The sequence below is a fragment of the Thioalkalivibrio sp. genome, assembly GCF_041690275.1.
GTDB lineage: Bacteria > Pseudomonadota > Gammaproteobacteria > Ectothiorhodospirales > Ectothiorhodospiraceae > Thioalkalivibrio.
The window spans coordinates 2,572-28,022 of sequence record NZ_JAWLHP010000016.1 but is presented as its reverse complement, the minus strand read 5'-3'; the positions used below and the strand labels follow the sequence as shown (position 1 = coordinate 28,022).

Here is a 25,451-nt window from a genome sequence, read left to right as displayed (position 1 = left end):
AGTGGCCCGGATCATCCTGTTCAACAAGCCGTGGGGGGTGCTGAGCCAGTTCACCGACCCGGAGGGCCGGCCGACGCTCGCCGATTACATCCGGATCCCGCGGGTGCACGCGGCCGGGCGCCTCGATCGCGACAGCGAGGGCCTGGTGGTATTGACGGACAACGGCCGCCTGCAGGCCCGGCTCAGCGACCCGCGCCACCATGCGGGCAAGACCTACTGGGTCCAGGTGGAAGGCCGGCCGGGAGCCGAGGCATTGCAGGCCCTGCGCGGCGGGATGGAACTGCGCGACGGTCCGACCCGGCCCGCCCGGGTCGAGCCGATGGAGCCCCCGGAGATCTGGCCGCGCGACCCGCCTGTGCGTGTGCGCCGCCAGATTCCCACCCGATGGCTCGCGATCACGCTCACCGAGGGCCGCAACCGGCAGGTCCGGCGCATGACCGCGGCGGTCGGCCACCCGACCCTCCGTCTGGTCCGCTACCGGGTCGCCTCCTGGACCATCGACGGCATTCCGCCGGGCGAATACCTGGAAGTCGGCCACTCGCGCTGAGCTGCGGCGCCGGAACGTTCGAAAAAATTCCTCATGTTCCCATTGCGGTAGCCGCCATTGTTGAGGAAGATAGCGAGAACCTGAGCCCTGCCCCTTAAGCCCTGCCCCCCTCGCGAAGGAGTCGGTGAAATGCGCCTCGGCACCATGGCCTGTGCAGTCCTGTTTCTCGTGCTTGCCGGCACGGGCCAGGCCGGAACCGATGCCGCCGACAGCGGGTTCAGTCTCGAGCGCGGGCTGTTCGTGCTCGCCGAGCGTGCACTGCGGAACAACGATGACCGCGCCTTCCAGACCACCCGGCGGGCGCTGACCGGCTACCCGCTGCTGCAGTATCTCGACTACCGTCGCCTCGCGCGCAATCTCGGCGCCGCCGATCCGCGGGAGATCGCGGAATTCATCGAGACCCACGGGGACGGCCCCCTCGCCCGCCTGCTGCGCAACAGCTACCTCGACCACCTGGCCGGGGAGAAGCGCTGGCAGGCATTCCTGCGCTTCGCGGCCTATGGGGGCCCGCTGTCCACCGAGCTGACCTGCTTCCACAAGCAGGCCCTGCTGGAGACTGGCCAGCGGCAGCAGGCCCTCGCCGACGTGGAGTCGATCTGGCTGCACGGCCACTCCCGCCCGAATGCCTGCGACCCGGTCCTCGACGCCTGGCGCGACGCCGACCGTCTGACCCCGGAACTGGCCTGGCAGCGGCTGGAACTGGCGATGGCGGCGGGGCAGACCGGTCTTGCGCGCTACCTGCGCCGCTACCTCTCCGCCGCCGACCGCGCCTGGGCCGACCGCTGGCTGGAGCTGGCGGCCAATCCCGAAGGGGTCACCGGTGCCGACTTCGATGCGCAAGACCACCGCGCCGCCGGCGGGATGCTGGAGGATGGCTTCCTGCGCCTGATCCGGCGCAGCCCCGAGGACGCGCTGGAGGCGTGGACCGCCCATGGTCATCGCCTCGGTCTGGATGGGGAGCGGCAGGCGCGTATCCAGCACGCGCTGGCGCTCAGGCTGGCGGTGCGCGGGCTGCCGGAGGCGCTTCCGTTCATGGCCTCCCTGCCGGAAACGGTCTTCGACGATCAGCTGCGCCAGTGGCAGCTGCGCGCGGGTCTGCGGGACCGGGACTGGAACACGGTAATCGCCGCGGTCGACGGAATGGGCCCCGATACCGGTACCGAGGCCCGGTGGCAGTACTGGCGGGCACGGGCCCTGGAACAGGTGGGGCGGGAGGACGAGGCGGAGCGCGCCTACCGCCAGGCCGCGCGCGAGCGCAATCTCCACGGCTTCCTCGCAGCCGACCGGCTGGGCCAGCCCTACCGCATCGGCCACGAGCCGCTCGCGGTCCCGGCACAACGCAAGCAGGAGGTCGCCGGTATCCCGGCGATCCAGCGCATGCGCGAACTGGTGCTGCTCGAACGCTACACCGAGGCGCGCCGCGAATGGGCGCACATGATCAACCACCTGTCGACCGACGAACAGGAGGCGGCCGCGCGCCTGTTCGCGGACTGGGGCTGGCATGACCGGGCGATCTTCACCGTCGCGCGCGCCCGCAGCTGGGGCGACATCGACCTGCGCTTTCCGCTCGCGTTCTCGGACCTGATCGTGGACGGCGCCCGCGGCCAGGGCATCGATCCGGCGTGGGCGATGGCGATCGCCCGGCAGGAGAGTGCCTTCCTGCACGACGTGCGCTCCAGCGCCGGCGCCCTGGGCATCATGCAGATCATGCCCGCCACCGGACGCTCGGTGGCCGGCGCCGCCGGGGTGAGCATCCGCAGCAACGGGGACATCCTGGACCCGCTGACCAACACGCGGCTTGGAACCTATTACCTGCGCCGCAACCTGGACAAGTTCGGCGGGCACAGCCTGCTGTCCACCGCGGCCTACAACGCCGGGGCCCACCGCGTGCGCAGCTGGCTTCCGGAGCAGGGGCAGGTGGATCCCGACATCTGGGCGGAGCTGATCCCGTTTCACGAGACCCGCGACTACGTGCAGCGTGTGCTGGCCTATCGGGTGATCTACGCAGTGCGGCTCGGCGTCACCCCGCCGTCCCTGAGCACGCTGCTGTTTCCGGTGACCCCTGCGGACCGGCTCGCGCAGGCGCGCGAATCCCACCTGGCCGGGCTCGGGCTCTACGGCCCGATGCGGATCGCCAGCCAGGAGATCTGCGACGCCCCGGGCTACACCGCCCAGTCCTGCCTCTGACGCAAAAGGGCCCGGCCGCCTGCGGCCGGGCCGTCATTCCGTCACCGCCTCCGCGCGCAGCCGCGTCGCGATCCCGTCGGCCAGCCGCTGCCACTCGGCGGCGGCCCCGGGTTCGAGCCGCTCGGCGGTGACCGCGCGGAAGTGCCCGAGCCAGACGTCGACGTCTGCGTCCGACAATCGAAGCGGCCGATGCCTTCCGACCATGTCGAACTGCGGCGGACGTTCCAGCCTCCCGCCCAGGCTCAGGAACCAGAAGTCGCAGACCCGGCGCAGATGCGCCTCGTGGTCCTCGATGCGCGCAAAGTGGTGCCCGATCGCCGGGTCGGCGGCAAGGCGGTCGTAGAGGACCCGCACCACCCCTTCGATGCCTTCGCGCCCGATGCGCTCGCTCAAGGGCACCAGTCTGCGGTAGGGCATGCGGCCTCCTGACGCCGGGGCGGGATCCGGGTATCCTCCGCGCGGAGTCGTGTGGACCCGAGAGCCGATGCGGAGGAGCCATGGAACCGTGGATCGAAACCGTCTGCAAGTCTATCGCGAATGCCACCGGCACGGCCTTCGAGCCCGCGGACCGTGCGGGAGTCGGCGGGGGCTCGATCAGCCAGGGCTTCCGCCTGACCGGGACCGATGGCCGCCGCTTCTTCGTGAAGCGCAATCACCGGCGCCACCGGGCAATGTTCGAGGCCGAGGGCGCGGGACTCGCCGAACTGGCGCAGTGCAGGCAACTGAGGGTGCCGGTGCCGGTGACCCTCGCCGATCACGGCGACGCCTGCTTTCTGGTGCTGGAGCACCTGGACCTGGGCGGACGCCCGGACGGTGCCAGACTCGGTTACGCGATCGCGGCACTGCATGCGATCCGTGGCGAGCGCTTCGGCTGGGCGCAGGACAACTTCATCGGCAGCACACCCCAGCCGAATGCCCCGGAGCCGAACTGGACCGCCTTCTACCGCGAACACCGTCTCGCCTTCCAGCGGCGCCTGGCAACGGACAACGGCGCTGGTCGCGGCCTGATCGACGCGGTCTCGCAGCTCGAGTCGGAACTCGGGGCACTGCTCGACGACCATCAGCCGGCACCGTCCCTGCTGCACGGCGATCTGTGGAGCGGCAACTGGGGATTCGTCCGTGACGGAACGCCCACGGTGTTCGATCCGGCGGTGTACTACGGCGACCCGGAGGCCGACCTCGCGATGATGGAACTCTTCGGGCACCCGGGGCCGGACTTCTTCGCCGCCTACAGCGAGCGCCGGCCGCTGGATCCGGGCTATCCGGTCCGGCGCGGACTCTACAACCTCTACCACATCCTCAACCACTTCAACCTCTTCGGCGGTGGTTACGCGGTCCAGGCCGAGCGCATGGCGCGCGGGCTCCTTGCGGAACTGCGCTGAGAGGCGCGGAGACCCCGCTGCCCGCCCGGCAGTCGAGACGGAGGAAATTTGCCCGCCCGGGTGCTAGGGTAAGCTCCCGGACCGGCGGACCGGACGCGGTCGCTATCCGGTTTCGCACCCGCCCTTCTTCCAGCCGAGGTCGACATCATGGATTTCGCTGTCCTGCTCCATCCCGAGGTGGTCCTCATCGCCATTCTGCTGGCACTGGTCGGCGCGCTGCTGGGCTTCGCGCTGGGCAATGGCCTGCAGGCGAGGCGTGGCGCGGAGGCGCTCGCCGCCGCGAACCGCACCCACACCCGTTCGATTGCCGACCTCGAGGCCGACAACACGGACAGCCTCAGACGCATGCGCGAGGGTCACGCGGAAGAGCTCAGGCGGCTGCGTGGCCAGCATGCGAAGGAGCTCGAAGCGGCGCGGGAGGAGTCCGCTGCCGAACTGGCACGCGTGAACAACGAGCACGCGGCGCTGGTGGACCGGATGAACCAGGCCAACAATGCCAACATCCGCGAACTCAGGGCCGAATACGACGCCGCGCAGAAGGCGCTGGAGGAACAGCAAGGCACGGAGGCGAAGAGGATGCGGGAGGAAACCGAGCGGACCCTGCAGATGTTCCGCGACGAGCAGAACCATGCGACCGAGGCCCTGCGCAGCGAACACCAGGCGACGCTGCAGTCGCTGAAGGCGGACCACGCCGAGTCGACTGCGGCGATGCAGCGGGCCCAGGACGAGATGCGCGAGCGCCTGGAGTCGGAACACAAGCGCCGGGAGGACGAGCTGCGCGGGCAGGTCCGGGAGCTCGAGTCCGCGCAGGAGAGGCTGCACGAGGAAAACCGGACCCTGCAGGACACCATCCGCGAGCTGAACGAGAGCATCAAGGAGGCCAAGCGCAACAACACCTTCTCGCTGTCGAAATCGGGCGAGCGGCTGATCCGCGTGATCCGGAGCGTGCAGGATCTCGCACAGGAACTCGACGAGACCTCCCGCGCGGTGAGCGACGGCGATTATTCGGTGTTCGACGCGATCCAGGATCAGCGCGACCGGGACGTGATGCTGAAACTCACCGGGGGCGCTCGGTCGATGGAGGACGGTCCCGATATGCCCCGCGAATCCGAGGCGGCACCGGAGGGCTCCGGGCAGGAGGGAAACCGGGCCTGACCGACCTCGGTGGCGAGTCGCCACCCTCGACGTTGAAGGCTCCCTCCCCCGCTTGCGGAGGACGCCTGGGGGGGCGTGGCGAAAGTCAGCCCGGCGCGCCGCCGTCCTCCGGCGCGGTGATGGCGCCGGCATCGCGGCACAGCAGCAGGCCGCGGGCCTGCCCCCCGGTGCGTTCGCGCAGCACGGCCCAGCCCTCGGGTGCCGGCAACCCGCTCTCCTGTTCGACGTAGACCCGCGCCGCGGGAGCGAGCCAGTCGCCGGCGAGCAGGGCCTGCAGAACCGGCGCCACCAGGCCCTTGCCGAAGGGCGGATCGACGAAGACCACCGCGAACGGACTCCACCCCGAGGCCCCGCGCCCGGCGGCGAGCAGGCGCAGGGCATCGGCGCGCTGCACGCTCACCTGTGCCGCCCCGAGCGCCGCGCGGTTGGCCTCGAGCTGCCGCACGGCCAGCGGGTCCCTCTCCACCAGCAGCACGGATGCGGCCCCGCGCGACGCCGCCTCGAACCCCAGTGCCCCGGTGCCGGCGAAGACATCGAGCACCACCGCGCGCGCGAGCACGGGCTGCAGCCAGTTGAACAGGGTCTCGCGCTGGGCGTCCGCGCTGGGGCGCAGGCCGGGTACCGGGGCGACCGGCAGCCAGCGCCGGCGCCAGTCACCGCCGATGATGCGCACCCGCGACGGGCGCCCCTGCCGGGTCACCCCTCGCCGCCGACCACGACCGTCACCAGCGTGTCGGGATCGATGTGCCGCCGAAGCGCCGCCTGCACCTCGTCGGCGCTCACCTCCTCGATGCGGTCGTTGTATGTGGACAGGTAGTCCAGCGGCAGGTCGTAGAAGGCCATTGTCGCGAGGTTCTGGACGATGCCCCGGTTCGACGCGAGACGCAGCGGAAAGCCCCCGGTGATGTTGGCCCGGGAGGCCTCCAGCTCCTCGACGTCCACACCATCCCGGTGCAGGCGCTCCAGTTCGTTGTGCAGGACCTCCAGGGCCTCGTCGATCTGGTCGGTGCCGGTCTGCATGTTGACCAGGAAGGGCCCCTCCGCCGCCATCGGTCTCACGGAGCTGAAGACCGAGTAGGCCAGGCCGCGCTGCGTCCGCACCTCGCGGAACAGCCGCGAGATGAATCCGCCCCCGCCCAGGGCGTGATTGGCCACGGTCAGCGGATAGTAGTCCGGGTCGTCGCGGCGCAGTGCCGGCGCTCCCATGAAGATGTGCGCCTGCTCGGACGGGAAGGGGATGCGCTCGGTGACCGGAGCCTCGAGCGGTGGCACGCGAGGGAGCGCTGGTGCCCGCTCGCCGGCAGGAAGCGCCGACGAGATGCGCTCCGCGAGCGTCTCCGCCTCGGAGCGGGAGATCGCCCCGGTCAGTGCCAGCACCGCATTGCCGGCGGTATAGAACTCCTCGTAGAAGGCCATTACCTCCTCGCGGCCCAGCGTGGGGATCGTTTCCTCCCGACCGTTCGGGGGATTCGCATAGGGGTGATCGGCGTACATCAGCTGGTAGAAACGGCGGCTGGCGACCGAGCCCGGTTCCTGGCGCTCGCGTTGCAGGGCCTGGAGCATCTGCCGCCGCTCGCGGGCGAGCCCCTCCTCGGGGAAGGCCGGGGCGGCGAGCAGCTCCGTGAACACCTCCATGGCCTCGTCCATCCAGTCCGGCTCGGTCAGGGTGCGCAGGGTGACGATGCCCATGTCGCGCGCCGAACTGGTGCTGAAGCTTGCGCCGGCCGCCTCGAAGCGCTCCGCCAGCGTGTCCGCATCCATCGCCCCGGTGCCCAGGCTCAGGGCATCGCTGGTCAGCCGGGCAAGACCGCTGCGCTCGCCGTCGCGCGCGGCGCCGGCGTCGAAGGTCAGCCGGATGTCCACCATCGGCAGCGTGGGTGCCGGCGCATAGAGCACGCGCGTGCCCGACTCCGTCTCCCACTCCTCGATCTCGACCGCCTGCACCGGTGGCGCGGCCAGGAAGGCTGCAACCAGGGCGAGGGCCGCGGCCCGCAGGAGCGACCGCGATCGCGCCCGGACCGGCGCCGCCAAGGGCGGATAGGTCTTCATGCCTCACCTCCGATGGGAAGCGGATGCAGCTCACCGATGGTCAACCGGTCGGGTACCAGATACTCGCGGGCGACGCGCTGGACGTCCTCGGGGGTGACCGCCCGGATCCGCTCGACGTACTCCTCGGACACGTGCCAGCCAAGACCCACGGTCTCCAGCATGCCCAGCTCGAAGGCCTGGGCGCGAATCGAGTCGCGCTGGAAGATCTCGGAGGCGATCACGCGCGCCTGCACCCGCTTCAGCTCGGTGGTCTCCACCGGCTCATCCTTCAGGCGCTTGATCTCCTCGAGCAGCGCGTGCTCCAGTGTCTGGAGATCGGTGTCGCTCGCGGGCACCGCCGCCACGGTGAACAGCGAGTCGAGGCGGCTGAAGGCGCTGTAGCGCGCGGAGGTGCTGTTGGCCAGCTCATGGCCGCGCACCAGCCGGCGCGAGAAGCGGGAGGCGTCGCCGGAGTCGAGGATGCCCGCCGCCACGATCAGCGCATAGGCATCCGACGGGTCGTCCAGCGTCATCAGCACCGGGGTCTTCCAGCCCATCATCAGGTACGGGAGTTCCGCCGGGACCCGCATCGCGATGCGGCGCTCGCCCCGCTGCGGGGTCTCGGCGCGCGGCTTGCGGGCGGGTAGCTCGCGGGCCGGGATCGGGCCGAAGTGGCGCTCGGCGGCAGCGATCACCGCATCCGGTTCCACGTCACCGACCACCACAAGGACCGCGTTGTTGGGCGTGTACCAGGCGTCGTACCACTCCTGCAGGTCCTCAAGGGTGTAGGCCTCGATGTCCGTCATCCAGCCGATCACGGGGTCACCGTAGGGTTGGTTGAGGAAGGCGGTCGCGTAGAACTGCTCGCGCAGCAGCGAATTGGGGCGATCCTCGGTGCGCAGCCGCCGTTCTTCGACCACCACGCGCCACTCCGGCTGGAACTCCTCCTCGGTGAGCCGCAGCCCGTGCATGCGCTCGGCCTCCATCGCCATCATCGTCTCCAGGTGCTCGCTGCCGATGACCTGGAAGTACCCGGTGTAGTCGGGACCGGTAAAGGCGTTCTCCTGCCCGCCGAGCCGGGACACGATGCGCGAGAATTCCCCGGCCGGGTACTCCTCGCTGCCCTTGAACATCATGTGCTCGAGCATGTGTGAAATGCCGGTGATGCCGCTGTGTTCGTCCACGGAACCAACCCGGTACCAGACCTGGCTGGTGACCACCGGGGCGCGGTCATCCACCTGCACCAGCACCGTCAACCCGTTGTCGAGGCGGTGCTCGACCACCCCGCTGGATGCGGAACTCCCCAGCGGGGCGAGCATCAGGCAGAGCATCAGCAGGCTCGGGAAAAGGCGTCTCATCATCTTGGGACCTCGTGATAGCATGGCGACCATCTGTCTTGACCATGGCCGCCATGTTCGGTTTCCGAAAAAAAGAACCCTCCGCCGCGGAGACCCAGGAGCGCGCCGGCCTGTTCGCGCGCCTCAAGCAGGGACTCGCAAAGACCGGCAGGGTCCTCAGCACCGACATCACCGAGCTGTTCCGCCGCAAGATCGACGATACGCTGTTCGAGGAACTCGAGGAGCGCCTGCTGCTCGCCGACGTCGGGGTGGACGCGACGCAGCAGATCATGAACCAGATCACGCGAGCGGTGAAGCGTGGCGAGCTCGGCGACGCGGAGGCCCTGATGCAGGCCCTCGAGCAGTCGATGACGGAGATCCTCGAACCGGTGGAGGCGCCGCTGCGGATCCCGCCCGAGCGCAGCAGACCCTTCTCGATCCTGGTGGTCGGCGTCAACGGCGCCGGAAAGACGACCACCATCGGCAAGCTGACCCACCACCTGCGCGCGGAGGACTACTCGGTCCTGCTCGCCGCCGGTGACACCTTCCGCGCCGCGGCGGTAGAGCAGCTGCAGACCTGGGGCGACCGCAACGGCGTACCGGTGGTCGCGCAGGGCCTCGGCGCCGATTCCGCCTCGGTGGTCTTTGACGCGCTGCAGGCCGCGCAGTCGCGGCGCACCGACGTAATGATCGCGGACACCGCGGGGCGTCTGCACACCCAGCACAACCTGATGGACGAGATCCGCAAGGTCCGGCGGGTGATGGGCCGTCTCGACCCCGACGCACCCGACGAGGTGCTGCTGGTGATCGACGGCGGGACCGGCCAGAACGCACTGGCCCAGGCCCGGCAGTTTCACGAGGCGCTCGGCGTGACCGGGCTCGTGGTCACCAAGCTCGACGGGACCGCCAAGGGCGGCGTGCTGTTTGCGCTGGCCCGGCAGCTGGGCATCCCCGTGCGCTTCATCGGCGTCGGCGAGCGCGCCGAGGACCTCCAGCCCTTCGAGGCCCGCGCCTTCGTGCGCGCGCTGCTGAACCGCTCGGACAGCTGACCGCGCGGAGCGGCGAGGCCATGATCCGGCTGCACCGTGTGACCAAGCGCTTCGCCTGCGGGACCGAGGCCCTGCGCAACGTCAGCCTGCGCGTGGACGCCGGCGCCCTGGCCTTCCTGACCGGCCCGTCCGGCGCCGGCAAGAGCACGCTGTTGCGGCTGATCGCGCGGCTGGAGCGCCCAACCCGGGGCCGGATCATGGTCAACGGCCTGGACCTCGGGTCCCTGGCCCGGCGGCGGGAGCCGCAGTTCCGCCGCAACATCGGCCTGGTGTTCCAGGATCACCGGCTCCTGTTCGACCGCCCGGTGCACGCCAACGTCGCGCTGCCGCTGGAGATCCTCGGTTACCGGCGCACGGAGGCGCGCAAGCGGGTGCGGGCGGCGCTGGACAAGGTCGGCCTGCTCCAGAAGGAGAACGCCCAGCCGCAGACCCTGTCCGCCGGCGAACAGCAGCGGGTGGGCATCGCCCGCGCGATCGTGCACCGCCCGGCACTGCTGCTGGCGGACGAGCCGACCGGCAATCTCGACCCGGAGCTTTCGCGCGAGATCATCCAGCTGTTTCTCGACTTCAACCGGGTCGGCATGACCGCGCTGATCGCCAGTCACAACCTCGGACTGATCTCCGCGCTCGGCAGGCCGGTGCTGCACCTGGAGAACGGCCGCCTGGAGGCGCGTCACGTGACCGAGCCCCGGAGCGGCGGGTGAAGGTCCGGGGCGACCGCGCCGGGTACCTGGAGGCCTGGCTCTACAATCATGCGGAGGCCGCCCGCCGGAGCCTTTGGCGGCGTGCCCGCGCCCCGGGCCAGACGCTGATCCTGGTCGCGGTGCTCGGGTTCATCCTCGCACTGCCCGCCTATCTGTGGCTATTGCTGGACAATGCCCGGGCCCTCTCCGAGGGCGTCGACCACGAGCCACGGATCGCGCTGTACCTCGACCTGGACGGGGATGAGATGCTGAGCGCGGTGGCGGCGCAGATCGATGCGCTGCCCGGCGTCGCGGAGGTCGCCGCGATCGGAGCCGACGAGGCGCTGGCCGCCTACCGGGCCAGCCTGCCCGATCCCGGGCTCCTGGACTGGCTCGAGGAGAACCCGCTGCCGGCGATCATCGAGGTGCTGCCGCGGGAACGCAGCCCGGAGGCCCTGGCGGCAATGGAGCGGCAGCTAGCGGCCCTGCTCCCCGAGGCCACCGTCGTCAGCGACCACGAGTGGGTGCGCCAGCTCGCGGCCCTGCATGCGGCCGGCCTGCGCGTACTCGTGCTGGTCTCGGCACTGCTCGCGCTCGGGATTACGCTGATCCTTGCGGTCGCCTCCGCGGCGGAACTGCGGGAGCGGCACGAGGAGATCGCGATCTCGCGCATCAGCGGCGCCACCGACCGCTTCCTGCGCCGCCCGTCGCTGTACGGGGGACTGGTGCTCGGGCTGGGCGGCGGGCTGTTCAGTCTCATCCTGCTGGGGCTCGGGGTGGTCCTGACCCGGCCCCCGGTCGAGGAGGCCGCGACGGCCTTCGGGATACCGTTCACCTTCACCGGTCCGCAGGCCCGGATCGGGTTGATGCTCCTCGGCGCGGGACTGCTGCTGGGCTGGACCGGAGCCCGGCTGGGCAGCGCCGCCGCCCTGCGGGATTGAGCCTGCCGGGCCGACGCGGTGGCGAATTTCTGCCGGAACACGCAGGGCATTTAGCACTCTAAGAGGCACATTGCTAAACTTTACGAGTTTTTCCAAGGGGGACATCCATGAACCACGCACTGGTACCAAGGCACGTGGACATGCCCGTCCCGGTCGGCAATCTGGACCAGTACATGGCGGCGGTCAGCCGCATCGAGGTCCTCGGGGCGGAAGAGGAGCGGCAACTGGCCCGGTCGCTGCGCGAGTCGCACGATCTCGACGCGGCGCGGCGCCTCATTCTGCACAACCTGCGCTTCGTGGTGCACATTGCCCGCGGGTACTCCGGATACGGCCTGCCGCTGGGCGACCTGATCCAGGAGGGCAACGTGGGCCTGATGAAGGCCGTGCGCCGCTTCGACCCGGAGCAGGGCGTGCGTCTGGTCTCGTTCGCGGTGCACTGGATCCGCGCCGAGATCCACGAGTTCATCCTGCGCAACTGGCGCATCGTGAAGGTCGCGACGACCAAGGCGCAGCGCAAGCTGTTCTTCAACCTGCGCCAGGCCAAGCGGCGTCTCGGATGGCTGAACCCGGAAGAGGTCTCGGCCGTGGCCCAGGATCTCGGCGTGCCCGAGAGCGATGTCCTGGAGATGGAGAGCCGTCTCGCCAGCCGCGACACCAGCTTCGACCCGGACCCGGTCGACGACGAGGACCGCAACCATCGGGTACCGGCGGAACAGCTCTCCGGCACGCCGGACAACGACCCGGCGCGGATCGTCGAGGATGCCGACTGGGACCGCCACTACCAGGCACAGCTGCAGCGTTCCCTGAGCACGCTGGACGCGCGTACCCGGGACATCCTGGTCCGCCGCTACCTGATCGAGCCAAAGGCGACGCTGCACGACCTGGCGGCGGAGTACGGCGTCTCCGCCGAACGCATCCGCCAGATCGAGAACCGCGCGTTCAAGGGCCTCCGCGAGGCCCTCGCCGCCTGACCCGTAGACCCGTAGGGTGGGCCAAGCGCAGCGGACCCACCGCCCGGCCCCGGCGCCTGACCCGTAGACCCGTAGGGTGGGCCAAGCGCAGCGGACCCACCGCCCGGCCCCGGCGCCCCGGTGGGCACACTCCGTTTTGCCCACCCTACCCCCACCCCAATGTAGGGTGGGCCAAGCGCAGCGGGCCCACCGCCCGGCCCCGGCGCCCCGGTGGGCACACTCCGTTTTGCCCACCCTACCCCCACCCAATGTAGGGTGGGCCAAGCGCAGCGGGCCCACCATCCCGGCCCCGGCGCCCCGGTGGGCACACTTCGTTTTGCCCACCCTACACGGGCCACCCCGCATCCCGGAATCCCTGCGATCCGGGGTGGCAAATCCGATTCCGGCGCGAGTTGCTATCCTTTCCGGCATGCGCCGGATCCCCGTTGAACCCGTCGTCCGACCCGCGGTACCGCAGCCCCTGATTGCCACGGAGGCGCGGCGGCTGGCGCGGCGCCGGCCGACTGCGGACGCTCCTCAATACGCACGCCACGGCTGATGAGCGAACCCGGGCAACAGCATCCGGGTCAGCTCTGGCCCTCCGCGGACTACCAGCGCCAGGTGGAATGCCTGCGCTCGGCGGTGGGAAGGACGGTCTACCTGGTCGAACTCGCGGCCTCGCCGATCACGCTGGGCGTGCGCCAGACCGGTCAGGCGCACGTGCTGGTGGATGTGATCGAATTTGCCCGTCCGGACCCGGCGCGCGGTCTTGCGCCGCACATGATCGTCCTGGACGACGGGCGGGGGATCAACCTGGGGCAGCTGGTGCGGGTCAGCGTCGACCGCGCCTACGACCCGTCAGCGGCGCAGACGCTGTACCTGGACCGGGAGCTGCAGCAGCAGCTTCTGCTGCGCAAACGCAGGCTCTCCAGGGCCTTCATCGCGCATCGTGCACGCCTGCTGCTGGGTCAGGTGCTCGGGAAGGCCGAGTCTCCGTCCCTGGAGACCGATCGGGATCGAGCGGGAGGACCGGCCCTAGTCGGCGAACAGGATCACCGAGAAGAAGCTGAGCCACGACATGAGGATCAGGATGATGATCAGCGTCAGGGGGAGATTCTCGAAGGTGAACCAGTCGCGCATCGTCGGCGATTCCGTCAGTAATCTGTGGCGGAAGGGTATGACGAAGCACGCCGGGACGCAACACGCGTGCGGGCCGGCAGCAGGTCCGCTCAGCGGCGGTCGTCCTCGCGCGGCGGCTCCGCGTCCTCGTCGCTGCCCTGAGGACGGCGCGCGTCCTCGTTGCCGGGGATCAGCGGATCGTCGTCATCCATCAGGATGCGGTAGGCCGGCCCCTCCATGTCCTCGTACTGGCCGGAGCGGATCGCCCAGAACAGCGCGCCGCCGATGATGACCACCAGCATCAGGGCTATCGGGATCAGCATGTAGAGCACTTCCATGGCACTAGTGTAGCAGGCGGCTCCCGCGGGTTTGCGGCAACCCGGGCAGGGTGAGGTTCCTCAGCCGTCGCGGGCGGGCCGTATCACGTTGGCCGCGAGCGGCCGGCGCGTGTCCGTCTCCGGCAACAGCTCCTTCACGTCGCGTCGCAGCCTCAGCGCGTTGCCGACCACGATCAGCGAACTCAGCGACATTCCCAGCGCGGCCAGCCACGGGGTCAGGAGGCCGGTCGCCGCCACCGGCAGCGCGACGCCGTTGTAGCCGACGGCCCAGATGATGTTCTGGCGCACGATGCGCAGCGTCTCGCGCCCCTGCCGGATGGCGGCCGGGATCGCCTCCAGATGATCGGACATCAGCACCAGGTCCGCCTGGGTCTGGGCGATCCGGGTACCACTGCCCATCGCCAGGGACACGTCCGCGCCCGCGAGCACGGGGGCATCGTTGATGCCCTCGCCGGCCATCAGCACGATCTCGCCCCGTTCCTGGCGCCCGCGCACGTACGCCACCTTGTCCTCCGGCGTCATGCCCCCATGCGCCTCGGCAATGCCGGCGTTCGCGGCAAACGCGGCGGCCGCCTCGGGCCGGTCCCCGGACAGCAGCACGACCTCGAGACCCAGTTCCCTCAGTTCGGCCACCGTCTCGCGCACGCGCGGGCGCGGCTGGTCGGCAAACCAGAACACGCCGAGCACCTCGCCGGCACGCGCCAGCCAGACCGCCGTCGCCTCCGAGTGCGCCGCGGGCGGGCGAACCCCGTCCGGGATCCGGTCCAGGCCGACGAAGCCGGGCGCACCCACGCGGACCTCCGCGCCGTCCAGCAGCGCGGAGAGCCCCCGGCCCGGTACGTTGCGGACCCGTTCCAGCGGCGGGGCGGTCACCGCCCCGGCGGCCTCCACCAATGCCTTCGCCAGCGGATGCTCGGAGTGGCGCTCCAGCGCGGCCGCCATCGCCACCAGCTCGCCCTCCTCCATGCCCGGCGCCAGTGCCTGGGTCGCCACCCACTGCGGCCGGCCGACGGTCAGCGTCCCGGTCTTGTCGAAGCACACCACCCGCGCCCGCGCGAGGTCCTCCACCGCCTGCCCTCGCGTGAGCAGCAGACCGATGCGCGAGAGTACGCCGGTGGTGGTGGTGATCGCCACCGGCGTCGCCAGCGCCAGCGCGCAGGGGCAGGTGGCCACCAGCATTGCCACCACCACCCAGAAGGCGCGGTCGGGCGCGATCCAGAAGTACCAGACCGCGCCGACCAGCGCGGTCATGATCAGCACCGCGGCGGTGAAGTGCCCGGTGCCCCTCTCCGCCATGCGCGCCAGGCGGGGCTTGTCGGTCTGTGCGCGGTCGAGCAGGCGCTGGATCGCCGCCAGTGTGGTCTCGGCACCGACCCGGGTCACCCGCACGACCAGTGGACTGTCCACGTTCACCGTACCGCCGGTGACCGCGTCGCCGACCCGGCGCAGGCACGGTTCCGGCTCGCCGGTCAGCAGCGCCTGGTTCACCGTGGACTCACCGTCGTCGACCAGCCCATCGGCCGGCAGCGGCTCGCCCGGCCGCACCCGGACCCGGTCGCCGGGCGCCAGCTCGGCCACCGGCACCTGCTCGTCGCTGCCGTCGGCGGCGACCCGGGTGGCCACTGCGGGAATCAGGCGGTCGAGGCGGTCGATCGCCTGGCTGGAGCGCTGGCGCGCCATCAGTTCCAGGTAGCGGCTGGTCAGCAGAAAGAAGACGAACATCGCCACCGACTCGAAGTAGACGTGCTCGCCGGTTCCCAGGATTACCGACCAGAGGCTGGCGAAATAGGTGCCAAGGATCGCCAGGCTCACCGGCACGTCCATGCCCGGCCTTCCGTGCAGAAGATCACGCCAGGCGCTCCGGAAGAACGGCACCGCGGAGTAGAAGACCACCGGGGTCGTCAGCCCGGCCGCGACCCAGCGCATGAACTGCAGCAGGTCGGCATGAGTCTCGTCGGAGTGGCCGAGCCACAGGGCCACCGCCAGCATCATCACCTGCATCATCCCCAGGCCGGCCACGGCCAGCCGGCGCAGCGCCACGTGACGCTCGCGCTGAAAGGCCTTGTCCCGCGTGCCGGGATCGTAGGGATGGGCCCGATAGCCGATATTCCGGATCGCCTGCAGGATGTCGGACAGGGCGATGCGCTCCGGATCCCAGCGCACCCGCGCCCGGTGGGTGGAGTAGTTCACCGAGAAGTCGGTCACGCCGGACAGCGTGCGCACGTGCCGCTCGTTGAGCCACACGCAGGCCGCGCAGGTGATGCCCTCGAGGATCAGCGAGGCCTCGCGCAGCATGCGGCCGGAGGCCCGGTCGGGTTCATCGGTGACGAACTGGCGCTGCACCTCGGGCTCGTCGAAGAGCTTCAGCTCGCGCAGCTCGTCCGGGATCAGCGGTTCCCCCGGAGCGCCGGCCGGTGCAGTCCGGTGGTGATAGTAACCGCCCAGGCCGTTGTCGATGATCGCGTTCGCCACCGCCTGGCAACCGGCACAGCAGGTCTCGCGCGCGCGTCCCTCGAACTGCACCGGGTAATGCGCCCCGCGGGGCACCGGCAGGCCGCAGTGGAAGCAGCCGGCCTCGGTGTCCGTTGCGCCGGGGCTGTCCTGCGCAGGGGGCTGAGGCTGCGTCATCCGCGTCTCGGGCAAGCTGGCGCCTCCCCAACCCTGCCCCGCAGGCGGGCGAGGGATATCAGGAGCGCGCCGTATGGAGTGCGGGAGCTTGCTCCCGCTTTGCCCTGCAGGAGGCTCGCCTCCTGCCGCGGAAGCGAACTTCCGCGGGTGAAAGCGGGAGCAAGCTCCCGCACTCCACAACCAGAACGGAGCGCAAGGGAGCGCCGACCATGCAGCCGAGCTGGTGGCATGGACGACAACAAGGCATGCGCGCTGCCCGCGTTCTTCACGCTAACTGCGGCTCTCCCGCACGCGGGTACTGGCCTGCTGTTCGAAGGTATCCTCGCCGCTGCGCACCCGGAACAGCAGGTCCCAGCGGCCGGGAGCGGGCAGTGTCACCTCGGCCTGGTACAGTCCGGCACCCACTGCACGCATGGAGAAGGACTGGTCCAGGTTGAAATCGGACGCGCGCATGAACTGGCCCTCGATTGCCGCATTCGTGAGTGGTCGCCCGTCGCGGTCGGTGACGCGCACCTGGAACACCGCGGCCTCGCCGGCCTCGGGCCGTGACAGCCACCCCTGCCGGACCTCCCAGCCGAGGTGGCGCTGCTGGCGCATGGTGCCAAGATAGCTGGAGCCCTCGGCCAGGGCCTCCTTGCGCTCGCTGACGCGCGCGACCGTGCCGGGGAATCCGGAGGTGACCTCCGCGGCCTGGCTCTGCGGCTCCGGCAACAGCACGCCCACCAGGTGGCTGGGCATGCCATGGGTGGCGAAGGAGATCAGCAGCGCGTTGACGGTCGCGACCACGCCGAAGAAGGCGAGGATGATCAACGGCGCCCAGTGCAGGCGGCCGCGCCGCGCGTCCTTCGCCCGTTCCGATTCCTGCTGCGTGGTGATGATGCCGAGGCCATAGGGAACGATCACATACAGCGCCAGATGGATCGCGAAGACATCGGCGCCCGCCCAGTTCAGGATGGAGTACGGGATGAACACGACCATCGTGACCACGAAGATCAGCGCCGCCGTCTGGTATCCACGCAGGCTGGTGAACCGGTAGACCAGGAAGAACAGTGCCGCGATCAGCGCGACGCCGCCTCCGAGACTGATGACTAGATTCTCCATGCTGCAATCATCTCAACGAATCGATTGACCGGACCGGGGAATGCCGCCCGGTAGGCTCGCCTCCCGGTGCCGCTCCCGATCCCTGTAGGAGGCGAGCCCGCTTCGGCGATCCTGCAGGTGGTGACGGGGCTGAAGGGGGGCTGCTTCCCGCGGGACGCCGTAAATACATCCATGTAGGCTTGACGGCAGCATCCCTGCTGCCGACACCCGCGGGAAGCAGCCCCCCTTCAGCCCTTCGAAGCTGCTTGGAACCCCAACGCTCCACTCGTCGGGCCGCTGAACATACCCCATTGCCGACGTCCGCGCGACTCACGGGCGCAGGCTCATCTGCGAACTGACACGGACCGGATCCATCGTGCCGTCGCGGTCGGTGATCTCGAACTGCAGCGGGAGACGCGCGGGATGCTCCTCGTCGGGGTGGTAGCGCACGCGCGCGAGGACGGTGGTGCGCTGCGAGGGTTCGAGTTCGATCTCCTCGATCCGTCCGAGGTCGAGCGTGGCACCCTCCAGACCGACGACCTCGATGTCGAGGTCGAGGCTGCGCTGGGTCTTGTTGTTCAGCGCGATCTCGTAGCTGTTCTGGGTGCTGCCGTCCGACATCTGGACGAACAGTGGCTGGCGTACCTGGCTCACACTGGCATCGAGTTCCGCCCGACCGAGGATGCTCAGCACCAGCAGGCCGGTGACGACCAGGATTGCGCTGCCGTAGCCAACGGTCTTGAGCTTGAGGAAGCGCGTCTTCCGGCCCTCCAGCGCACTCTCGGAGGTGTAGCGGATCAGGCCTCTCGGCCAGCCCTGCTTGTCCATGATCGTATCGCAGGCATCGACGCACAGCGCGCAGTGGATGCACTCGATCTGCAGTCCGTCGCGGATGTCGATGCCGGTGGGGCAGACCTGAACGCAGTAGCCACAGTCGATGCAGTCGCCCACGCCCGCCTCCTGCCGCTGCTCGCGGCTCTTCAGGTCGCGCGTGGGCCTGGCCCGCCCGGCGGAGCCCTCGCCGCGCGTCTGGTCGTAGGAGACGATCAGCGTGTCGCGGTCGAACATCACCGACTGGAACCGGGCGTAGGGACACATGTAGGTGCAGACCTGCTCGCGGGCGAGTCCGGCGAAGGTGTAGGTCGTCAGCGTGAGCAGGCCGGCGGTGATGTACGCCGCATTGGCCGCATCGCCGGTGAAGAAGGCACGCACCAGCGCCGGCGCGTCGCCCCAGTAGAGCACGAAGCCGAGACCGGTCGCGAAGGCGACGAGCAGCCAGCTGGCGTGGGTGGCGCCGAGTTTCAGGATCTTCTCGGCGTTCCACGGCTGTTTCGACAGCCGGATGCGCGCCGGCCGCTCGCCCTGGATCCGGCGCTCCAGGAACATGAAGACGTCGGTCCACAGGGTCTGGAAACAGAAATAGCCGCAGAAGACCCGTCCGGCGATACCGGTGACCAAGAACAGCAGCAGGGCCGCGATCATCAGCAGACCGGCCAGCCAGAAGATGTCCTGCGGGTAGACGATGAGGTCGAAGAGATAGAAGCGCCGGTTCGGGATGTCGAACAGCACGGCCTGTGAAGGGCCCGTCTCGCGCTCCCAGCGCAGCCACGGCAGCAGGAAGAAGACCCCGTAGGCGAGCAGCAGAATGCCGGTCTTCAGGTTACGGAAACGCCCGCTCACCGATCGCGGATGGATCGGGGTGCGTGCCTCGAACAGCGTCTGGGACATCACGGACTCACCGGCCGGCGTCTGCCGGCATGCTTCGCGGATACAACAACGTGTGACGCCTCGGCCGGGGGGCCGTCCTGTGCATGACCGGTTCCGATCGTCGCGGTCATTCTAGACCCCGAGCCCCCCGGGTTGACCAGAAGGCATGGCGGGCTTGTGGGAGGCCGCGCGGCACCCGGGCGGCCCGGCCCGCCCAGGGGCGGGCGCCGGCGGGTCTTCCGTGCTACTGGCCGCCGCCCAGGGAGTGCACGTAGGCGGCGAGCACCTTGATTTCCGTCGGCGACAGGCGATCCGAGAAGGCGGGCATCACGCGCTGGACGCCGCCGCTCACGTAGGATGCGACCCGCGCGACCCGCTCGGCATCGTCTGCTGCTCCGGGTACGTCCACCAGTCCCCAGATGTTGTTGGTCAGGTTGGGCGCGCCCTGGGAGGTGCGGCCAGCCGCATCCATGCCGTGGCACTGGAAACAGCCGCCGAGTTCACCGGTGAAGATTTCGGCTCCGGCGCTGACGGCCTCGTCGTTCATCTCGTAACCGTTCAGGGAGAGCACGTACGAGGCGACCTCTTCCAGCTGGTCGCTGTTCAGGCTCTCGCGGTAGCCGGGCATGTAACCCAGGCGACCCAGAACCAGGGTCTCCTCGATCTTTTCCACCGTGCCGCCCCAGAGCCAGTGGTCATCGCGCAGGTTCGGGTACTGCTCCACCACGCCGGCCCCGCCAGTCTGATGGCAGGCCGCGCACCAGGTCCCGAAGGAGCCCTTCGCGTAGGCGTTCACGAAGCCCATCGCGTCGACGTCGGCGAGGATCTCGTCGTACTCCATCGCGCCCACGGTCTCCAGCATCTCGCGCTGACGTACCGCCTGGGTGCCGGTCTGCATGTCGCGGGCGAGCAGCGAGCGGGTATTCCAGTGCGTGGTGACCTCCTCGCCGTCTTCCGTGAAGGTGACGGTATTGAGCCCCTTGGTGAAGCCGTCACCGACCGGCCAGGCGGGAAACAGGATCCAGTACACGACCGCGAACACGACCGTCGCGTAGAAGCCCCACAACCACCAGCGTGGCAGCGGGTTGTTGTACTCCTCCAGGTTCGTGTCCCAGACGTGGCCGGTGGTATCGACCTCACCAGGCTTCTTGCTCGGTTTCTCGTTCGTGCTCATGACTGTTTTTCGCCCTTGTTGCGATCGCCGGAGGCGGCATTCGGATCCATCGGGGAATCCTCGTCGTCCAGCGGAATGTAGCGGTAGGACTCGAACCGCGTGGAACGCCGGCTGCTGGAGAAGAGGTAGATCACGATCGCGATGAACGTGCCCATGAACAGCAGCAGCGCGACGATCTTGCTGTTGCCCAGATCAGTGATCCAGCTCCAGAACTCAGCCATTGCAGATCCTCATGCCGTGTTCCCGCAGCCTCGTGGTCCGCTAGCGGAAGTCCGCAAACTCGCCCTCGGAGTACTCGTTGAAGTCCACCATGGTTCCCAGCACCTGCAGGTAGGCCACGATGGCGTCCATCTCGGAGATGAACGACGGGTCGCCGTCGAAATTTTCCTGCTGGGCCTGCGCGATCAGGTTGTCCTCTGCCTGGTTGATGTCGAGCATGGCCGCGGTCTCCTCACCGAAGCGCTCGACGTTGGCCTCGAGCTCCTGCTGGTTGATCGAGTAGGGCACGCCGACCCGCTTCAGCGCGATCATCCGATCCTCGACGTCGGAGAAGTCCAGCGGCGTGCTGGCCAGCCACGGATAGCCGGGCATGATCGATTCCGGCACCAGCGAGGTCGGTTTGATCAGGTGCTGCACCTGCCACTCGTTGGAGTACTTGCCACCGACGCGCGCGAGGTCCGGCCCGGTGCGCTTGGACCCCCACTGAAAGGGATGATCGAACTGCGATTCCGCGGCCAGCGAGTAGTGGCCATAGCGCAGCATCTCGTCACGGAACGGGCGCACCATCTGCGAGTGGCAGGTGTAGCAGCCCTCGCGCAAGTAGATGTCCCGGCCGCGCTGCTCCAGCGGCGTGTACGGGCGCACGCCCTCGACCTCCTCGATGGTGTCGTCGATGTAGAACAACGGCACGATTTCGACCAGACCGCCGATGCTGATCACCGCGAGGGTCAGAATGACCAGCAGACCGGCGTTGGTCTCGACACTTTCATGCTTCATGGTCTGGCTACTCCCCTCAGGATGCGCTGGCAGCGGTGGCGCGGGATTCATCGGCCACCGGCGCCGCACGCCTCGCCGTCAGGATGGTCATGGCAATGTTGAAGGCCATCAGCAGCATGCCGAGCAGGAAGAAACCGCCCCCGATCGCCCGCACCACGTAGGGCTTGTGCAGGAAGACCACCGACTCGGTGAAGGTGTAGGCCAGGTTGCCGTACTGATCGAAGGCCCGCAGCATCAGGCCCTGACCGATCCCGGCCACCCACATCGACACGATGTACAGCACGATGCCGATCGTGGCCAGGAAGAAGTGGATGTAGATCAGCCGCAGGCTGAAGATCTTCGTGTTCCACAACCGCGGGATCAGGTGATACAGCGAACCGAAGGTGATCATCGCCACCCAGCCGAGCGCTCCCGAATGCACGTGACCCACGGTCCAGTCCGTGTAGTGGGACAGCGCGTTCACGCTCTTCAGGGACATCATCGGCCCCTCGAAGGTGGACATCCCGTAGAACGACAGCGCGGTGATCAGGAACAGCATGATCGGGTCGGTCCGCAGTTTGTGCCAGGCACCGGACAGGGTCATGATGCCGTTGATCATCCCGCCCCACGAGGGCAGCAGCAGCAGGATCGAGAAGGTGGCGGCGAGGGTCGACACCCAGTCCGGCAGCGCGGTCCAGTGCAGGTGGTGCGCGCCCACCCACATGTAGAGGAAGACCAGCGCCCAGAAGTGGATGATCGACAGCTTGTAGGAATAGATCGGGCGCCCGGCCTGCTTGGGCACGAAGTAGTACATCATCCCGAGGAAGGCGGCGGTGAGGAAGAAGCCCACCGCGTTGTGCCCGTACCACCACTGCGTCATCGCGTCCTGCACGCCCGAGAACAGCGAGTAGGACGAGGCGCTGGTCAGGCTCACCGGCACCTGGAGGTTGTTGAAGATGTGCAGCAGCGCGGTGGCCAGGATGAAGGCCATGAAGAACCAGTTCGCCACGTAGATGTGCGGCTGGCTGCGGCGCATCAGGGTCATCAGGAAGACCCAGAAGTACACCACCCAGGTGACCGCGATCAGGATGTCGAGCGGCCAGGCGAACTCGGCGTACTCGCGGCCCTGCGTGATGCCGGACGTGTAGCTGATCACACCCAGGACCAGCGCGAGGTTCCAGCCGTAGAAGGTGAACAGGGCCAGGCGGTCACCGTACAGGCGGGCCTGGCAGGTTCGCTGAACGATGTAATAGGAGGTCGCGAACAGCGCGTTGCCGCCGAAGCCGAAGATCACCAGCGTCGTGTGCACCGGGCGGAAGCGCCCGAAGGTGATCTGCGCGATGTCGAAGTTCAGGAACGGCCAGGCCAGCTGCGAGGCGATCCAGACCCCGGCCGCCATCCCGAGCACGCCCCAGATGACCGCCGCGATCGAGAATTTCCTGACGATGTCGTAGTTGTACTGTTCCGCGGGAACAGCCGTCGAAGCCGGCACGGACCCGGCGGTTGCTGCAGTTTCCGACATAACGATTATCCACCTTGCCTGCGGGGAACACGGTCTGCCCGGCGCGCCGGGGGAGGGGAACTGTACCCCAAGAATCCGCCAGAAAAAAGCAAGACCAGCACTCGCGGTGGGTCTCTCCGGTGGCCGCGCCAGGGCATCACCAGGCGAATCCCTTCGCGGGCCGGCGCACTCCCGGCGCGCGGGTTCACCCGGTCACCCCGCGACCCGGACGCGTCTCCCGGGCTGGCTCGCCGGCGTCGCCGGCAGGGGATTCATTGCGCGGGGCGGATCGGAATGAAGCGTCCGGGCATCCCCGACGGCGGTGGCGCATCCGGCACCCAGGCATGCCCGTAGACCACCTCCCAGGTCGCGGGAAGACGTTCCTCCGGGGCGAACTCCGCCCGATAGGCCGCCTCCACCGCCTGTAGCCGGCGCGGGCCGAACAGGCCCTGCGCCCTTCCCGCCAGCGCGTTGCGCACGCCGATCCGGCGCAGGTCCTGCAGCAGGGAGCGGAAGTCGGGATAGGTCATCGTCAGCGTCTCCTGGTCCATCACCGGATCCGCGAACCCGGCGCGGACCAGTGCGTCGCCGATGTCGTGCATGTCCATGAAGGCATTCACATGCGGTGTGCCGGCGGCGTCCACCGCCGCGAAGGCCGCGCGCAGCTCGCGCAGGGTGTCCGGCCCGAAGGTCGCGAACAGCCAGAGCCCGCCCGGAGCCAGCGTGCGGCGCACCTCGGCGAAGACCCCGTCCAGGTCGTTCACCCACTGCAGCGCGGCCGCGGACACCGCCAGGTCGAAGCTCCGGTCCGCGAGCGGCAGCCGCTCCATGTCGGCGCAGACCGCCCAGGGCCGCCGCGGCCAGCGGCCCCGGCTGCGGGCCCGCGCGGTCATCGCCGGGGACAGGTCGAGACCGGCGATCCGCGCCTTGCGGTAGCGTCGGGCCAGCGGCCGGAGCGAATCGCCCGGCCCGCAGCCAAGATCGATCACCCGCCGCGGCTGCAGCCGGATCAGATCCAGCCGTTCGAGCAGGCGGCCCAGCACCTCCTGCTGCAGCACCGCGTGCTGCTCGTAGTCGGCGGCTGCCGCATCGAAGGCGGACCGGACCTTGCGCTTGTCGATCTGGAACACATTGCTCAAGCCATCACCTCCTCGACAAAGCCGGCCAGCGCCTGCGGATCCTCCAGCCATGACGCATGCCCGCCATCGCTCGTGCGCATGCGCGCGTCGGGCCGCAAGGCCATCAGCGCGTCGGCGGCCCCGGCCGGAACCAGCCGGTCATGCCGCGCCATCCAGGCGGCAACCGGTGCATCCAGCCCGGCCCAGACCGTCCGCAGGTCGCCAGCGTCGAGGGCCTGCAGGCCCGCACGCAGCCCGGACAGCGCCGCCGGACTCGCGTCCATCCGCGCCAGCAGCTGCCGGCGCAGCCGGCCCGGAGCGCGCGCGCCGTCGGCACAGAGCGCGGCGAAGTGACGCTCCAGCGCGGGTCGGTCCCGCTCCAGCTCCGCGGCGAAGGCGGCCAGCGCCGTCCGCTCGAGTGCCGAGTGCCACTGATCGGCGACGGTGAAGCGCGGCGTTGCGCTGACCAGCACCAGCCGTTGCGGACCGCGCCAGCGCGCCGCCAGTGCCAGCGCCACGAGCCCGCCGAGCGACCAGCCGATCCACACCGGTTCGACCAGGTCCGCCGGCAGCTGCTCCTCGACCGCGCGGGCGGCGGCTGAGGGGTCGGCGAGCCGCTCCCCATCCCCGCGCCCGCCGTGACCCGGCAGCGCCGGCAGCACCACCCGCCGGGGACCGAGGGCCTCGCATAGCGGCTGCCAGATCCCCGGGTCGAAGCCCCAGCCGTGGATCAGCACCGCGGTCGGCCCGGAACCCTCCTGAACACGACCGCCTCCCTCCCCCGCTTGCGGGAGAGGGCTGGGGTGGGGGCGCGGCAATCCCGCCCTCGGCCGCGGCCCGGATGAAGCGGAGGCGTCAGGTTGCGTATCATGGCGCATCTTCGATCGCCGGGGCATTGGAAACACGGGCATGGGGCTGATCATCATAAGCGTACTGGTGGCCTACCTGCTGGGCTCGATCTCGTCGGCCATTGTCGTCAGCCGGATGCTCGGCCTCCCGGACCCGCGCGGCCTCGGCTCCGGCAACCCCGGCGCGACCAACGTGCTCCGCGCCGGCAGCAAGACCGGGGCGGCGCTGACCCTGCTCGGCGATGTCGCGAAGGGCTGGCTGCCGGTGTTCATCGTAATGCAACTGGGCCCCGACGACCCGGGCTGGATGGTCGGCCTGGTCGGACTGGCCGCGTTCCTGGGACACCTGTACCCGCTTTATTTCCGCTTCCGGGGCGGCAAGGGCGTCGCGACCGCGCTGGGCGTGACCCTGGCCATCAGCCCGCCGATGGGGGCGCTGGTGGTCCTCACCTGGCTGCTGGCGGCGGCGATCTTCCGGTACTCTTCCCTGGCCGCCCTGATCGCCGCGCTGGCCACCCCGCTCTACGTCGCCCTGATCCAGCCAGACCCCTGGCTGGTCACTGCGATCTGCGTGATGGTGGTATTCCTCTACGCCCGTCACTACGACAACATCCAGCGCCTGATGCGAGGCACCGAGCCCCGCATCGGCGAGAAGAAGCCAGCCGCCTGAGCCAGGGTCGTGGGAGCGGCCTCCGGCCGCGATG

The 25,451-nt window shown here is 69.4% G+C and carries 24 protein-coding genes; 10 read left to right on the top strand and 14 right to left on the bottom strand.

What is annotated here, in order from left to right; all coding sequences use genetic code 11:
• Window position 1: 1 nt before the first annotated feature.
• Window positions 2-547, top strand: a complete 546-nt coding sequence (locus ACESMN_RS04620; protein WP_373052416.1) for a pseudouridine synthase — start codon at window positions 2-4, stop codon at window positions 545-547.
• 144 nt (window positions 548-691) lie between these two features.
• A complete protein-coding gene (locus ACESMN_RS04615; RefSeq protein WP_373052435.1) occupies window positions 692-2,734 on the top strand; it encodes a transglycosylase SLT domain-containing protein in 2,043 nt (680 codons plus the stop codon).
• A gap of 33 nt (window positions 2,735-2,767) precedes the next feature.
• On the opposite strand, the gene ACESMN_RS04610 is transcribed toward ACESMN_RS04615, so the two are convergent.
• The gene (locus ACESMN_RS04610; protein WP_373052415.1) at window positions 2,768-3,151 is read right to left on the bottom strand and encodes a truncated hemoglobin; all 384 of its coding nucleotides are present in this window, start codon (window positions 3,149-3,151) and stop codon (window positions 2,768-2,770) included.
• Between the two features lie 80 nt (window positions 3,152-3,231).
• Here ACESMN_RS04610 and ACESMN_RS04605 point away from each other — a divergent pair, with 80 nt between their 5' ends.
• Window positions 3,232-4,116, top strand: a complete 885-nt coding sequence (locus tag ACESMN_RS04605) for a fructosamine kinase family protein (protein WP_373052414.1) — start codon at window positions 3,232-3,234, stop codon at window positions 4,114-4,116.
• Window positions 4,117-4,263: 147 nt separating this feature from the next.
• The gene (locus ACESMN_RS04600) at window positions 4,264-5,271 is read left to right on the top strand and encodes a hypothetical protein (RefSeq protein ID WP_373052413.1); all 1,008 of its coding nucleotides are present in this window, start codon (window positions 4,264-4,266) and stop codon (window positions 5,269-5,271) included.
• Between the two features lie 85 nt (window positions 5,272-5,356).
• Here ACESMN_RS04600 and rsmD read toward each other — a convergent pair whose 3' ends face one another.
• Genes rsmD through ACESMN_RS04585 form a run of 3 tightly spaced genes read right to left on the bottom strand, consistent with a single transcriptional unit; the run spans window position 5,357 to window position 8,630 of the window.
• A complete protein-coding gene (rsmD, locus tag ACESMN_RS04595; protein ID WP_373052412.1) occupies window positions 5,357-5,944 on the bottom strand; it encodes a 16S rRNA (guanine(966)-N(2))-methyltransferase RsmD in 588 nt (195 codons plus the stop codon).
• A gap of 23 nt (window positions 5,945-5,967) precedes the next feature.
• Window positions 5,968-7,320 carry a M16 family metallopeptidase gene (locus tag ACESMN_RS04590; protein WP_373052411.1) on the bottom strand — a complete coding sequence of 451 codons (1,353 nt, stop codon included), beginning with the start codon at window positions 7,318-7,320 and terminating at the stop codon, window positions 5,968-5,970.
• On the bottom strand, window positions 7,317-8,630 hold the full coding sequence (locus ACESMN_RS04585; protein ID WP_373052434.1) for a M16 family metallopeptidase: 1,314 nt from the start codon (window positions 8,628-8,630) through the stop codon (window positions 7,317-7,319). The genes ACESMN_RS04590 and ACESMN_RS04585 overlap by 4 nt, the downstream gene beginning before the upstream one ends.
• Before the next feature lie 80 nt (window positions 8,631-8,710).
• Between ACESMN_RS04585 and ftsY the strand changes: the two genes are divergently transcribed.
• The 5 genes from ftsY (at window position 8,711) to ACESMN_RS04560 (ending at window position 13,420) form a co-directional block, all read left to right on the top strand.
• Window positions 8,711-9,685: a signal recognition particle-docking protein FtsY gene (ftsY, locus tag ACESMN_RS04580; protein WP_373052410.1), complete on the top strand. Its 975-nt coding sequence runs from the start codon at window positions 8,711-8,713 to the stop codon at window positions 9,683-9,685.
• A 20-nt stretch (window positions 9,686-9,705) separates the two neighbouring features.
• Window positions 9,706-10,389, top strand: coding sequence for a cell division ATP-binding protein FtsE (ftsE, locus tag ACESMN_RS04575; RefSeq protein ID WP_373052409.1), 684 nt, complete (start codon window positions 9,706-9,708; stop codon window positions 10,387-10,389).
• Window positions 10,386-11,309 (top strand): cell division protein FtsX, encoded by a 924-nt coding sequence (locus ACESMN_RS04570; RefSeq protein WP_373052408.1) that lies wholly within the window; start codon window positions 10,386-10,388, stop codon window positions 11,307-11,309. The genes ftsE and ACESMN_RS04570 overlap by 4 nt, the downstream gene beginning before the upstream one ends.
• A 107-nt stretch (window positions 11,310-11,416) precedes the next feature.
• Window positions 11,417-12,280, top strand: a complete 864-nt coding sequence (rpoH, locus tag ACESMN_RS04565; RefSeq protein WP_373052407.1) for an RNA polymerase sigma factor RpoH — start codon at window positions 11,417-11,419, stop codon at window positions 12,278-12,280.
• Between the two features lie 537 nt (window positions 12,281-12,817).
• Window positions 12,818-13,420 carry a hypothetical protein gene (locus tag ACESMN_RS04560; protein ID WP_373052437.1) on the top strand — a complete coding sequence of 201 codons (603 nt, stop codon included), beginning with the start codon at window positions 12,818-12,820 and terminating at the stop codon, window positions 13,418-13,420.
• A 68-nt stretch (window positions 13,421-13,488) separates the two neighbouring features.
• On the opposite strand, the gene ccoS is transcribed toward ACESMN_RS04560, so the two are convergent.
• The 10 genes from ccoS to ACESMN_RS04510 all read right to left on the bottom strand — a co-directional run bounded on the left by ccoS (window position 13,489) and on the right by ACESMN_RS04510 (window position 24,636).
• Window positions 13,489-13,716 (bottom strand): cbb3-type cytochrome oxidase assembly protein CcoS, encoded by a 228-nt coding sequence (ccoS, locus tag ACESMN_RS04555; RefSeq protein ID WP_373052406.1) that lies wholly within the window; start codon window positions 13,714-13,716, stop codon window positions 13,489-13,491.
• 60 nt (window positions 13,717-13,776) lie between these two features.
• On the bottom strand, window positions 13,777-16,344 hold the full coding sequence (locus tag ACESMN_RS04550) for a heavy metal translocating P-type ATPase (RefSeq protein ID WP_373052405.1): 2,568 nt from the start codon (window positions 16,342-16,344) through the stop codon (window positions 13,777-13,779).
• 270 nt (window positions 16,345-16,614) lie between these two features.
• Window positions 16,615-17,445, bottom strand: a complete 831-nt coding sequence (locus ACESMN_RS04545) for a FixH family protein (RefSeq protein ID WP_373052404.1) — start codon at window positions 17,443-17,445, stop codon at window positions 16,615-16,617.
• A gap of 309 nt (window positions 17,446-17,754) precedes the next feature.
• A complete protein-coding gene (gene ccoG / locus ACESMN_RS04540) occupies window positions 17,755-19,152 on the bottom strand; it encodes a cytochrome c oxidase accessory protein CcoG (RefSeq protein WP_373052403.1) in 1,398 nt (465 codons plus the stop codon).
• 223 nt (window positions 19,153-19,375) lie between these two features.
• Window positions 19,376-20,305 carry a cytochrome-c oxidase, cbb3-type subunit III gene (ccoP, locus tag ACESMN_RS04535; protein WP_373052402.1) on the bottom strand — a complete coding sequence of 310 codons (930 nt, stop codon included), beginning with the start codon at window positions 20,303-20,305 and terminating at the stop codon, window positions 19,376-19,378.
• Window positions 20,302-20,526, bottom strand: coding sequence for a cbb3-type cytochrome oxidase subunit 3 (locus ACESMN_RS04530; RefSeq protein WP_373052401.1), 225 nt, complete (start codon window positions 20,524-20,526; stop codon window positions 20,302-20,304). Before ACESMN_RS04530 ends, ccoP begins: the two co-directional genes overlap by 4 nt.
• Window positions 20,527-20,566: 40 nt before the next feature.
• A complete protein-coding gene (gene ccoO, locus ACESMN_RS04525) occupies window positions 20,567-21,301 on the bottom strand; it encodes a cytochrome-c oxidase, cbb3-type subunit II (RefSeq protein ID WP_373052400.1) in 735 nt (244 codons plus the stop codon).
• A gap of 16 nt (window positions 21,302-21,317) precedes the next feature.
• Window positions 21,318-22,802, bottom strand: coding sequence for a cytochrome-c oxidase, cbb3-type subunit I (ccoN, locus tag ACESMN_RS04520; RefSeq protein ID WP_373052399.1), 1,485 nt, complete (start codon window positions 22,800-22,802; stop codon window positions 21,318-21,320).
• A gap of 251 nt (window positions 22,803-23,053) precedes the next feature.
• Window positions 23,054-23,920 (bottom strand): malonyl-ACP O-methyltransferase BioC, encoded by an 867-nt coding sequence (bioC, locus tag ACESMN_RS04515; RefSeq protein WP_373052397.1) that lies wholly within the window; start codon window positions 23,918-23,920, stop codon window positions 23,054-23,056.
• Window positions 23,917-24,636 carry an alpha/beta fold hydrolase gene (locus ACESMN_RS04510; protein WP_373052396.1) on the bottom strand — a complete coding sequence of 240 codons (720 nt, stop codon included), beginning with the start codon at window positions 24,634-24,636 and terminating at the stop codon, window positions 23,917-23,919. The genes bioC and ACESMN_RS04510 overlap by 4 nt, the downstream gene beginning before the upstream one ends.
• 172 nt (window positions 24,637-24,808) lie before the next feature.
• Here ACESMN_RS04510 and plsY point away from each other — a divergent pair, with 172 nt between their 5' ends.
• The gene (plsY, locus tag ACESMN_RS04505) at window positions 24,809-25,417 is read left to right on the top strand and encodes a glycerol-3-phosphate 1-O-acyltransferase PlsY (RefSeq protein WP_373052395.1); all 609 of its coding nucleotides are present in this window, start codon (window positions 24,809-24,811) and stop codon (window positions 25,415-25,417) included.
• The last annotated feature ends 34 nt before the right edge of the window (window positions 25,418-25,451 follow it).